Here is a 13,005-nt window from a genome sequence, read left to right on the forward strand (position 1 = left end):
ATACACAGAAGAGAGCATGCACAGCCGAACGCGTCTGGAACAGATAAAAACACATGTCGATGTTGAGCAACTTGAGCAGATACTGTATCTGGCTGAAGAGGCGGGCCGCTATTCATTATATGAGCATGAGGCTTACGCTTTTCTCAAAGCATTGGGGTCGGAAACTGTTCCCCGGAGCCTGTTTTTGCCAGTTACTGAAAAACCAAGCCCTGAGCAGTTACAGAGTTTTTCCGGTGAAAAAGTTGTCTTGAAGATTGTTTCACCAACCATTTTTCACAAAACAGAACTCAAGGGAGTTCGTATTGTTGAAAATACCCCCGAGAGTATTCTTGCAACCTGGAGACGTATGATCTATCAGGTTCCTGAAGAATATGCCAGGAATCTGGAAGCTGACATTCTGCCCAGACCCCATGAGTATGAGGGACTGCATGGGGACAGGCTGCTTGAGCAGATATCGGCAGATATTCGGGGGATACTCCTGGTTGAATTCATGCCCCCTGACTCAGAGGCTTTTGGAAATGAATTGATTGTCGGCCTGCGTAATACAAGGGAGTTCGGTATGGTTTTGAGCGCCGGCCTCGGCGGAACCGACACCGAGCTTTATGCTAAATTTTTTCGTAAAAATAGGGCCATAGTTACTGCTGCAACAGCCATGACAAGTGGTTTGGAATTTTTTGATCTCTTTCGTCGGACTGTTTCCTATACAAAGCTTATAGGCCTTTCCCGAGGACAAAAAAGGATTGTTACCGATGAGCAGCTTGTTGAGTGCTTTGCTGCTTTAATAGAAGTCGGCAATCATTTTTCCCATAATAACCCCAGCGCCTGTCTACATATTCAGGAATTTGAAGTCAATCCCTTCGCTTTTACAGATTTTCGTATGGTGCCACTTGATGGTCTGTTACATTTTTGCAGGCCAAAAGTGCTGGTCCCAAATCGCCCGATAGAGAAACTTGATAATTTGTTGCATCCTGATACCATCGGTATTGTCGGTGTGTCTCCGCATCGTATGAATTTTGGCAGAATTATTGTTCGAAATATCCTGCGGCAGGGATTTCCCAAAGACAATCTTCTGATAATCAGGAGAGGGGTACAGGAAATAGACGGTATACGTTGCCTTGACACTCTGGCGGATCTGCGACATCCCCTGGACCTTTTTGTTGTGGCTGTCGGATCTGAAAGTGTCCCAACGCTCATGGACGACGTCTTGCAAAATGGGCATGCAAAAACCATCCTGCTTATTCCTGGCGGACTCGGAGAAACTGATGACAGTCATGAGCGAGCTGAGCTGCTTAAAGAGGCCATTCATGCCTCACGATCACAGGCAAACAGAGGTCCTTTGATCCTTGGCGCCAATTCAATGGGAGTGGTCTCCCGACCCGGGCGCTATGATACCTGGTTTCTGCCAGAGGAAAAGCTCCCAATGCACTCAACCAACCGGCCTTTGCGACGGATTGCCTTCGTAAGCCAGAGTGGAGGATTCATGGGGACCAGATTAAGTAGATTTCCTGATCTTAATCCGCTTTATCTTGTTTCCATCGGCAACCAGACCGATTTGACCCTTGGTGATTTCCTTCATTACTTCAGCAGATCCTCGCAGGTAGATGTTATTGGCGTGTATGCAGAGGGGTTTAATGACCTGGATGGAGCAGCCTTTGCCGAGGCTGTTCAACATGCTGTGTCAGCAGGCAAGGAGGTGGTTTTATATAAGGCAGGAAGAACCCCGGAGGGCCAGGCTGCGACTTCGGGTCATACCGCCTCCCTTGCAGGGGATTATGCTGTATGCGAGGCCTGTATGAGGCAGTCCGGTGCTATTGTGGCCCAAACCTTTGAACAGTTTACTGATTTACTGAAATTGACCTCTATGCTGCATGACGTGCCTGTCCAAGGGAAAAGGATTGGTGGTTTTTCCAGCGCAGGATTTGAGACCGTTGGCTTGGCCGACTATATTCACACAGACGATTACTCCATGGAGCTGGCGCAGTTATCAGAGGAAACAGTACGTAAGCTGGATGCTTTGATGGCCCGTCATGGACTAAGCAATTTAGTAACTGTACAAAATCCGCTGGATATCAATCCTGGAGCTGATGATTCAGTTTTCGCAGAAGTAGCCCGCCTTATGGCAGAAGACGATAATATTGATGGACTTATAGCAGGGCTCATACCCATAACCCCTGCTATGCATAGCCTGCCCGATGGCAGTGAAGCCTACAAAACGGGAATATATCATCATATAGGCTCATTGCGGTCACATCTCACTAAACCTTTGGTTCTTGTGGTGGACGGGGGGACCGAGTTTGATCCTTTTGTTGATGACCTGCAGGGCATCGGGTTTCCGGTTTTTCGAAGCATGGACAGGGCTGTTACGGCCTTGTCTCTGTATCTGGAAATTACATTGAGCCATGGCTGAGAACAATGCCTGTGGCAGGCATGGTCAGCGTGAGGGAGTTCTCCTTTTGCATGGGTTGATGCGAACCTCGCTTTCCATGTATCCTGTTGCCAGACATCTGCAAAAATCTGGCTATGTGGTTGCAAATATTAATTACCCATCAAGAACTGCACCAATTGAAGAACTGGCTAGAAAAGCGATTTCCCCTGCGCTTAACAGGCTCAGGGAGCAACGCGTCAGCAAGATTCACGCTGTCACCCATTCCATGGGTGGTATTCTCCTTCGTAGCTATATGGAAATGGAGGATATTCAGGACTTTGGCAGGGCAGTTATGCTGTGTCCGCCCAACCGCGGAAGCGAATTGATGGATGTTTTCGGGCGATTTTTCTGGTTTCGCAAAGTGTTTGGACCGGCCAGCCTGGAATTGAGCACCAGGGAATGGAGTTTTGTCAACAGACTGCCCAGCCTCGACTATCCTGTGGGCGTTCTTACCGGTAATAGGCCGGCCACCCCTTTGTTCTCAAGGTATTTCAGTGGTGAGAATGATGGTAAAGTGGCTGTAGACCGGGCATATGTTCGAGGTGTGAAAGCATTTCTCATACTTCCCTATGGGCATTCTTTTATTATGTTTCACAGGTCTGTGCATAATCAGGTCAGACATTATTTACAGAACGGATGCTTTTTTCCTGTTTCCTGAATGCGTGATCGCCTGGGGGGAAGCTATCTTTTTCGCAGTTGTCGTTTATCCCCAACGCGAATGGTAAGCTTGATTTTATCAAAGTACTCCAGCAGTGGAATCGAAAATTTACGTGTTAATCCTGTGAGGTCTTTGAACTGCGGAGGGGCGATCTCTCTTTCTTTCAGTAGGAAAGCTTCCAGTTGGTTGTGCAGTTTTGTAATAACTTGTTGATGGTAATACAGCGATTCTGTGATTTTGATCAGGATCTCCTTTTGCAGTAAAAGAGAGATGATCTGCATGATTTGTTGTTCTTTGAAATCTGTAAACTCAGCAAGCACATCTTTCAGGTTTGGCGGCGTAAGACCGGCTGTGAGATACAGTTCAGATATTCTTTCCTGCATATCCTGCTCGTCGACCTGAAGGGTAATGGAATACCCAGCCAGTTTGACCTCGGCTCCGCTCTGCTCTATTTTGCTTTTTTTCTCCAACCCGTTCAGTGCGTATTGGAATAACTTCGCATCTACGAGTGGCTTCAGCTGTGAGCGAAGTTCTTCCTTGGCAGCTGTTTCCTTTAAAGGGTTATCTTTGTGAAACGTCTGGAGATAAGCGAGGATTTGTTCCTGTAATCGAGTCATCACCGGTGCAGCGAGCATGCGTCTGCTTTCAGAATCGACCACTGTGATATCGCCTGCTGAAATGGGTTGCTGGAGCAGTTTGGTCATTTTTTTGCCAAAAATTCCCATGCGTGCATGTAGTTCGGCGCCGGTCAGCCCTTTATATCCGCTTTCCTTAAGAATATGTAAAATCGTACCTGCCGGATCTTCTTGCCTGAACAGGGAAAAAATTTCCGCATTGTGAGCCTGAATCTCAGATGTAGCGCGCTTTCTTTTTGGAGGGGCAACATTAAAAACAACACCTCCCCCAATGGTCGTGACCGGTGAATAGCTTCGCAGGACGTATCGGTCACCTGGCCAGGCGACAACCGGTTCCTGAAGTAAAATCTGGACATCTGTTTCTTCACCAGGAGCCACTTCATCGCTCCGCATGAGCAATACCGTACCAAAGATTTCCCTGGTGCCGATGTGTACGCGTACCCTGGTCCTGTTTTTCAGATTTTTATTGCGGGTGTCAAGATAGGTAAGGCTGCAGTCAAGCAGGGTGGTAACAATCATACTGCCTGGTGAGGCAATCACATCGCCGCGCTGAATATCATCTTTTTCAATACCCTGCAGGTTTATGGCTGTTCGGTGCCCGGCTTCGACAAGTTCGACATCCTTACCATGTACCTGGATACCACGTATCCTTGCGTTGATGGACCGTGGGTAAGCCATAACCTCGGCACCGACTTCAATTCTTCCGGACAGGGATGTTCCGGTGATGACAGTGCCAAAGCCTTTCATAGTAAATACACGGTCAACGGCCAGGCGAAAGGGGCCAAATTCTTCCTGGAATTGAATTGCTTTTACCTTATTATCCAACTCTGATATGACCTGGTCAATTCCCTCTCCTGTTGTTGAAGAGACAGCAAGCACAGGAGCATCTTCAAGGAAACTGTCACTGAAATATTCCCGAACTTCTTCTTCAACCATCTCAAGCCAGTCAGGCTCCACCATGTCTTTTTTCGTGAGAATAATGAGACCATCCTGAACGCCAAGCAGCCTGCAGATATCAAAATGCTCTTTTGTTTGAGGCATGATACCTTCGTCTGCGGCAATAATAAAGGCAACCAGGTCCATTCCCGCTGCTCCGGCAACCATGTTTCGGATGAATTTTTCATGACCGGGCACATCAATAATACCCAGCCTGTGCCCACAGGGCAAATCCAGGTGGGCAAAGCCAAGGACTATGGTTATACCTCGTTGCTTTTCTTCTTTAAGGCGATCAGTATCAACACCTGTTAAGGCTCGGATGAAACTGGTTTTACCATGGTCAACATGACCGGCTGTGCCAAGGATAATTTCACGCATGATCAGAACGATGGATGGAAGAAGAGGTAAACGCCCCACAAAGGAGGCGTTTGGACTTGGAAATAAAAAAATGCATCAAAAGTAGGGGTTGGTCCGTTTTTCTCTGTCAAGAGTTGACTGGGATCCACCATATCCATGTCCTGGCCAGACAATGGTTTCACCGGGAAGTTGCAGTATTTTATTTTGAATTGACTGGGTTAGCTCAGCCATGGAGCATTGCGGAAAGTCTGTTCGGCCCACAGCTCCGACAAACAGAGTGTCTCCGGTAAACAGATTTGGTGCGCTGTAATAACAGACCCCGCCTGGAGAATGTCCAGGGGTATGAATGACCTCAAGGGTTTCCTCTCCAATGGTTATGGTGTCTCCATCTTCAATGATGATATCTGCGGGAGGGGATTCCGGTAGGCCAAGAGCGCTGAAGTACTGCTTGAGTTGCGGATCACTGAAATATTCCACATCAGCCCTGTGCATAACTATCTGGGCACCCGTAGCATCTTTTATCGGGCCATTTCCACACACATGATCAGGGTGTCCGTGGGTGTTGAGGATATATTTGACTTGAAGTTCCTCTTGTTTACAGTAATCCAGAATACGGTCTTCATCACCACCTGGATCAATGATTGCTGCGTGTCTGCTTTTTTCACAAAAAATGATATACGTGCAGACACCCATCATGCCGACAGTGAGTTGGTGCACATGCATAGTTGACTTCCCCCTGATGCTGAGCTGTTTTCATGCAAGAGTTCAAAGACGTTCGTTTGGGTACAGGTGTGGTTGCCTCGCATTGGAGACTGTTTCCACCGGCCTGTAAAAGATTTTCCGTCAAAATCTATTAATGCCACTGCTTGAAAAGGCGGTTTTTCGATGATTCCCAGCCTGCATGGCAGCTGCTATTAGATTCAGGCGTCAGCCGGAGAAAGCTGTTTTCCGACTGACGTCTTGGGTAAAGCAGGACAACCTGTTATTTTTGGCTTCCACATCCGCCGGAACTGCAGGCACAACCCCCTGTATTCAGGGTGTTCAGGGTAACACCTTTTGCGGGCAGACGATTTTCAACGGCTGTAACAACCTTGTCAAAAGCCTCGGTGGCCGGTGTTTTTTCGTCACCGGAAAGATATGGGGTGCCACTGTCACCTGCTGTAACTACTCTGGGATCCATTGGAACCTTGCCAAGGAAAGGCAGATCAAAATCACGGGCAGTCTGTTCCCCTCCACCAGAACTGAATATGTCAACGGTCTGCTCACAATGCGGGCAGATAAACCCTGACATGTTTTCTACAACACCCACAATGGGCATTTTCATGGTTTTACAGAAGTTAATCGATTTGCGTACATCGGCCAGAGCTACTGCCTGGGGTGTTGTTACGACTACAGCATGTACATTGGGAATGGTTTGAGCCACAGACAGAGGCTCATCACCCGTACCTGGAGGGGCATCAACCACCAGATAGTCAAGCTCTCCCCAGTCCATATCGGCAACAAACTGACGGATGGCCTGAATTTTCAACGGACCTCGCCAGATGATCGCCTCATCCCTGTCTTTCATCATGTACTCGAGGGAAACGACTTTCAGGTTGTCGTTATAGCTCAGAGGAGGAATGAGACCGTTGGGATCCTCGGGGGCGGTCAGAGAGCCTGTAAGATTGAGCATGCGGCAGATATCAGGTCCGTGCAGATCCACGTCCATGAGACCGACCTTGTACCCTTTTTTGGCAAGGCTCAAGGCGAGGTTGACGGCCACTGTAGATTTGCCGACTCCTCCCTTGCCACTCATGACCAGGATTTTGTTTTTGATTCTTCCAAGAGATTTGTTAATTGCAATATCCTGTTGCGCGAGATGGGCATCTGCTGAATTGCAGCTGCCAGTTTGTTCTCCACTTCCACAGGATCCTCCACAGGAACTACTCATATTTGCCTCCACTTAGGTTCAAAACAAAAAAATCAGAGTCTCTCTATCTCTTTCGGGCATGTTATCCGTGATGACATACCGATGAATTGTCATTGTTAACAACGCTTTTCCTTTCGTCACAGATAGAACACGATACGAATGGAGAATTGTGTTTCTAGACAAGAATATGCTATATACTCACTTCCCTGCAAACTTCCAGGAATTTTTGGAATAACTCTTTCATTAGAAGGGAAAGGGAGCACTGCATTTCTTTCAAACGCTATAACCTGTACGGATTTCACGTCACCAAATGTTGTGCATTTTAATCTGCTAATGTAATGCCGGAAGCATGAAAAGCAATGAAAAACGCTAACCTTTCGAACTGGTATTCCGGGTGGCTGTTTGAAAAAATATGTCGGTGGTGTACCTGTCGGTTTATCGGGAGCGTGTAGCTGTTACCGCCACTCGAACTGGCAAAAATGATCTTTTCAGAAAACAATATGAAAAACGAGGTTGCGGGTATGACAGCGTTTTTCTTGATTTCTAATTGTCAGAATAGTTATAGTGATTACTTATTGTTCAATTCCTGGTTTGCTTTAGGGAAAGCTTGAATAGCGTATAATCGGTGAATGATGGTTCATATTTTTTAGTTAAGCTATCTTTACTTGCGCACTATACCACTTGTCTCTAGGGAAGCCTCCCGGGAGGCTGTCAGAGAATGCCAGGTAAGACTAGCTTCAGAAGCGATGAGTGTGGAGGAATTATGGATCCGTTGAAAAAGAAACTCCTGAAAGAAATGGGGTTCATGCAGGAGCAGACCGGGCGCATGTTGCGTAACATGTCTATTGCGCGCATGATGCCGATGTCGTCGGCACGGTGGCAGCCGCCCGTTGATATTTACGAGGCTGAGCAATTTGTATATGTATATGTTGATGTTGCTGGTGTTGAGCAGACAGACCTCCAGGTAACGGTCGACGACAGGCGCGTTTATATATGGGGCAAGCGCCAATTACCTTTTCTTGGAACCATTGCCTGCGTTCATCAATTGGAAATTGAACTGGGTGACTTTGAATTGAGCGTTGATTTGCCTGTAGTGGTTGATGTTGACAAGGTGGAATCCAGGTACAGCAACGGTATTCTTATCGTCACCTTGCCTAAACGTCAGAAAGCTGGGAAAGTGAACATAGCAATTACACCTGGAGCGTAATATGGATAATGAGCAAAAGCATGAGCACGTCCTGGACAAAAAAGTAGATCCGACACAACTTGCGGTGCCAGAGATCCTTCCTATTCTTCCGCTGCAGGGATTTGTATTTTATCCTGGTATGGGATTTCCTCTGCAGGTAGCCAGTGAATCTTCTAAACAACTTATCGACGACGTCCTTCTCGGAGACAGGATGTTCGGAATGGTTCCCAGCAAAAGCGAAAATCCCGAACAGGCTGGAAATCCTGAAGGCAGCGACTTATACAAAGTCGGAGTTATCGGGTACCTGCACAAGCTTACCAAGTCACCCCAGGGCTATTATCAGGTGCTGATCAGTGGTACCAGAAAAATCAGAATTAATGAGTATACAGCACATGAACCCTACCTGCAGGCCAGGGTCAGTGAAATTCCCATGGAGTTGACACAGGGAAAAACCATCGAAGCCCTGCTGTTCAATATCCGGGGCCAGTTTCAAAAGCTTGTATCAGCGGCTTCATTGCCTCAGGAACTTGTAGCAACGGTAAATACGTTGGAGAATCCATTTTACGTAGCTTATCTGGTGACCTCTCAACTGAGTTTGAAGATCGAGCAGGAGCAGGAAATCCTTGAGATTGAACCCATGGATGAACTGTTGCACAGGGTTGCCAAGGAACTCAGCGATAGAATGGAAACCGTTGAAATGAGCAATCAGTTGCAGCAGTCCATGAAAAAAGATATGGACGAGCGGCAACGTGAGTTTTTTCTGCGGCAGCAGTTGCAGGCTATTCGTAAAGAACTCGGGGAAGGAGATGAAGATAAGGTCGAAATCAAGGAACTGAAGCAAAGGGTTGAAGAAAAACAGTTAAGTGAAGCTGCACGGGGAGTGGCTGATAAGGAAATCAACCGACTGGAACGGATCTCCCCTTCATCACCTGAGTACACTGTTTCCCGGAATTATATCGATTGGATACTGGATTTGCCCTGGATGGACTCCACCGATGATACCCTGGACCTGGACAAGGCTGAACAAGATCTGGAGCGGGATCATTATGGGTTGAAAAAAATTAAAAAGCGGATCCTGGAATTTCTTGCCGTACGTAAACTCAAAGAAGACATCCATGGGCCTATTCTTTGCCTCAGTGGGCCTCCGGGTGTTGGTAAAACATCTTTGGGACAGTCCATTGCACGTACCATGGGCCGGAAATTTGTTCGCATTGCACTTGGCGGTGTCAGGGATGAGGCGGAGATACGTGGGCATCGTCGTACCTACATTGGAGCCCTGCCTGGTCGTATCATACAAAGTTTAAAAAGAGCAGAGGCCAACAATCCTGTCTTTTTGCTGGATGAGATTGATAAACTGGGCAATGATTTTCGCGGCGACCCATCGTCAGCACTTTTGGAAGTCTTGGATCCTGAACAGAATTCAACTTTTACAGATCATTACCTGGATATTGAGTTTGATTTGTCCAAGGTGTTTTTCATTGCCACCGCAAATGTTTTGGATACCATTCCTGGTCCTTTGCGGGATCGCATGGAGGTTGTAGAGCTTTCAGGGTACACCCAACAGGAAAAAACAGCTATTGCCATCCGGCATCTGATTCCAAAGCAACTGGAAGCCCATGCCTTGACGTCGGATAATCTGGAAATCCCGGAAAGTACTGTAGAGCAATTGATATCGTCATACACACGTGAGGCTGGTGTCCGTAATCTTGAGAGGGAGATAGCTTCTATTTGCCGAGGAGTTGCTGCACGTATCGCTCGTGGACAATTAGAGAAAGTTGTTATTGGCCCGGATGACCTTTATGTATATCTTGGCCCTCTGCGTTTTTTTCCTGAAATGAAGGCAAGAACCTGGGGACCAGGGCTCGCCACAGGTTTGGCGTGGACTCCGGTAGGAGGGCAGATTCTGTTTATTGAAACCTCAAAAATGAAAGGGCGAGGTGGCCTGACACTTACCGGCAAGCTTGGAGATGTGATGAAAGAGTCTGCTACAGCTGCCCTGACCTATATTAAATCCCATGCTGATTCATTGGGGATTGAAGAAGAGCTATTCGCTGAAATTGATCTGCATGTCCACGTCCCTGAAGGCGCTATTCCAAAAGATGGTCCTTCTGCTGGTGTGGCCATGGTCTCTGCATTGGTTTCAGTGTTAACAGACAAGCCGACCCGTCCGGATATTGCAATGACCGGGGAGATTACGCTTCGTGGTGATGTCCTGCCGGTTGGCGGCATACAGGAAAAGGTTTTGGCCGCATTGCGAGCAGGAATCAGGGAATTGATTCTGCCTGTGCTGAATGAAAAAGATGTTTTGGAAATTCCTGAAGATATCAGGGAAGGGGTGATCTTTCATTATCCCAATACTATTAGCGAGGTACTTGCAATAGCCTTAGAGCAAGGAAAATAATACGTATGCTTGGTTGGTTTAAGAAGAAATTTAACAAAAAAGAGCAGGAACAGCCTAGAGATACACTTTCTGAGAGCGTAGATCTGTTCGAAGAAGAACAACAAGTTCCCGCCAGTGTGAAGACTGGTAAACCTTCAATGGAAGTTACAGATGATGTCATTGAAGGGGCAGGACATGACAGTTCCCAGGAATCTCCTGAAGCTTTGCCTTTAGATGCGGCTGAAGGGGGAGTTTCGGAGTCCCACGAGTCTAAGGACTCTGCTTTGATGGAGCAGGAACTTGCCGATGTTTTGGCGGATAAAGGAGAATTTACACCGGTATCTGGTAAGATAACCGAAATTGCCGAACAAGAGACATCTTCGCTTGAGGATGTTGCAGTCGATGCTGAAGAGCCAGGCACTGAAGATGAACAGTCTGCTGATTTTAATCAACCCGCGGAGTTTGAACAGCTACCCAAAAAAGGAGAAGACCATACAGTTTCTGCACCTGGCAGTGAGGAAGAGCACGCTTCGCTTGACATGGAATCTATAACTGAACAGTCTTCACCAGAACCAGAACCAGAACCAGAACCAGAACCAGAACCAGAACCAGAACCAGAACCAGAACCAGAACCAGAACCAGAACCCAGTGTGACCGAAAAAAATCCCGAGAAGTCACAGTCCTTTTTTAAAAGGCTGCAAGAACGCTTGGGAAAAACCAGAGATTCCTTTGTTTATCGGCTGGATACTCTGTTTCTTGGCCGGAAAGAGATTAATCAGGAATTGTTTGATGAGCTTGAAGAAGTTTTAATCACAGCTGATCTCGGTGTGGATACATCCATGGATTTACTTGAGCATGCACGTAAAACTATTAAGCGTGATAAGCTCAGTGATCCCCAGGCATTGAAAGGAATAATTCAGGATAGAATTCTGTCCTATATCACATCCTCTGATCAGGCGGCTGAACTGGTGCTGCCAGACAAGGGGCCGTTTGTCATCATGGTAGTAGGGGTCAATGGCGTTGGCAAAACCACCACCATAGGTAAGATGGCTGCCAAGTTTGTGCGTGCCGGACAGTCGGTACTACTGGTGGCGGGCGATACCTTCAGAGCTGCAGCGATTGACCAGCTTAAAATATGGGGTGAAAGGGTAGGGGTAGAAGTCTCTTCCCAGAAACCCGGTGCAGATCCTTCGTCTGTTGTTTTTGACGGATTGGAGTATGGCGTTGCCCGCAAATTTGATGTAATCATCGTGGATACGGCAGGGCGTTTGCACACCAGTGTTAATCTTATGGAGGAGTTGAAAAAAATTAAACGGGTTATTGGAAAAAAATTACCTGGTGCTCCCCATGAAGTCATGCTGGTTCTCGATGCAACGACAGGTCAGAATGGCATTCCCCAGGCACAACTTTTTGATGCTGCTGTTGATGTTACCGGTTTGACCTTAACGAAGTTGGATGGTACCGCCAAGGGTGGCATCGTTGCCAATATCTGCAGGGAAATGCAGATTCCCGTGCGTTTCATTGGTATTGGCGAACAGATGGATGACTTGAGAGATTTTGATTCACGTGAGTTTGTTGAGGCATTGTTCTCTACAAAACTTGAGGACGCATAAGCGCAAGCTGTTCGTTTATGCGTAATATTTTAGAAAAAAAGCTACGTTTCAATGGAATATCGACAACATAATCAGCCAGGTTGTGGCGGCTGTCTGCTCATAATTGCGCTGGTGGCTCTTGTAACCGGTGGTGCACCTGCACTGCTTAATTTTTTAGGATTTCTCTTTTTTTCAGGAATATTAAGCGTTCTGGTCCTGGTAGCTTTATTTTGGGGATTTACCTATTATATCCAGCGCAAGGTTTCGACTTACGAAGCTTCGCAAACCGAAACGCATAAACGCTTTGTGTATTTGCTGGTGCATATTCTGGTAAAAATAGCCCAGTCAGATGGGCATTTCACCAGAGCTGAGTTAAATACCATCCTCAATTTTTTCCAGTACAATCTCCGTTATAATCAGGATCAGATGTACTGGGTCAAACAGCTTATCAAAGATGCTCGCGATGCAGACGTGAGCATGGAACAGCTGCTTGAAGAATTCCGCACGTCCTTTGCCTATGAACCTCGGCTGATTTTGCTGGAACTGATTTATCAGATCATATACACAAAACAGCCTCCAGATCAAAGTGAACTGCAGCAAGCCAGAAATATTGCGGAATTCCTGCAAATTTCCAGCTATGACCAGCGTACCTTTGAAGCCAAATACACGTATCGGCAGAACAGGAGTACTGCAAACGGTACGGCAGATGAAGCACAATACTATGGCGTGCTCGGTCTTGAGCCTGGAGCTGAATTTTCCGAGATTAAAAAGGCATACCGTAAGCTGTCTATGCAATATCATCCTGATAAAGTATCCCACCTCGGAGATGAATTCAAAGCTGTGGCAGAAGAGAAAATGAAAGAAATCAACGTGGCATATGATTATTTTCGTAAAAAATTCGGACAATAAGCAGATGCGCACCATAAT

At 46.9% G+C, this 13,005-nt stretch carries 9 protein-coding genes; 6 read left to right on the forward strand and 3 right to left on the reverse strand.

The features are described 5' to 3' along the window. The first annotated feature begins 16 nt into the window (after positions 1–16). Together G493_RS0123465 and G493_RS31040 are read left to right on the forward strand one after the other, a co-directional pair. The gene (locus tag G493_RS0123465; RefSeq protein WP_051309861.1) at positions 17–2,407 is read left to right on the forward strand and encodes an acetate--CoA ligase family protein; all 2,391 of its coding nucleotides are present in this window, start codon (positions 17–19) and stop codon (positions 2,405–2,407) included. Further along, positions 2,400–3,083 (forward strand): esterase/lipase family protein, encoded by a 684-nt coding sequence (locus G493_RS31040; RefSeq protein WP_051309862.1) that lies wholly within the window; start codon positions 2,400–2,402, stop codon positions 3,081–3,083. Before G493_RS0123465 ends, G493_RS31040 begins: the two co-directional genes overlap by 8 nt. A 23-nt stretch (positions 3,084–3,106) precedes the next feature. On the opposite strand, the gene selB is transcribed toward G493_RS31040, so the two are convergent. From selB to G493_RS0123490, 3 genes are all read right to left on the reverse strand, one after another. Beyond that, entirely contained in the window at positions 3,107–5,032 is a 1,926-nt protein-coding gene (selB, locus tag G493_RS0123475) for a selenocysteine-specific translation elongation factor (RefSeq protein WP_028582298.1), read from the reverse strand. A 75-nt stretch (positions 5,033–5,107) separates the two neighbouring features. Beyond that, complete coding sequence (locus G493_RS0123485; protein WP_028582299.1) at positions 5,108–5,734, reverse strand: MBL fold metallo-hydrolase; 627 nt, start codon at positions 5,732–5,734, stop codon at positions 5,108–5,110. 259 nt (positions 5,735–5,993) lie between these two features. After that, positions 5,994–6,941: an Mrp/NBP35 family ATP-binding protein gene (locus G493_RS0123490; protein ID WP_028582300.1), complete on the reverse strand. Its 948-nt coding sequence runs from the start codon at positions 6,939–6,941 to the stop codon at positions 5,994–5,996. A gap of 742 nt (positions 6,942–7,683) precedes the next feature. Between G493_RS0123490 and G493_RS0123500 the strand changes: the two genes are divergently transcribed. From G493_RS0123500 to G493_RS34715, 4 genes are read left to right on the forward strand one after another with little or no spacing between them, the layout of a single operon-like run. Then, positions 7,684–8,127, forward strand: a complete 444-nt coding sequence (locus tag G493_RS0123500) for an Hsp20/alpha crystallin family protein (protein ID WP_028582301.1) — start codon at positions 7,684–7,686, stop codon at positions 8,125–8,127. A gap of 1 nt (position 8,128) precedes the next feature. Continuing rightward, positions 8,129–10,507 (forward strand): endopeptidase La, encoded by a 2,379-nt coding sequence (gene lon / locus G493_RS0123505; RefSeq protein WP_051309863.1) that lies wholly within the window; start codon positions 8,129–8,131, stop codon positions 10,505–10,507. Positions 10,508–10,512: 5 nt separating this feature from the next. Beyond that, positions 10,513–12,099 (forward strand): signal recognition particle-docking protein FtsY, encoded by a 1,587-nt coding sequence (ftsY, locus tag G493_RS31045; protein WP_035275797.1) that lies wholly within the window; start codon positions 10,513–10,515, stop codon positions 12,097–12,099. Positions 12,100–12,150: 51 nt separating this feature from the next. Then, on the forward strand, positions 12,151–12,987 hold the full coding sequence (locus G493_RS34715) for a DnaJ domain-containing protein (protein ID WP_028582303.1): 837 nt from the start codon (positions 12,151–12,153) through the stop codon (positions 12,985–12,987). The last annotated feature ends 18 nt before the right edge of the window (positions 12,988–13,005 follow it).

The sequence above is a fragment of the Desulfogranum japonicum DSM 18378 genome (genome assembly GCF_000429945.1).
Lineage (GTDB): Bacteria > Desulfobacterota > Desulfobulbia > Desulfobulbales > Desulfobulbaceae > Desulfogranum > Desulfogranum japonicum.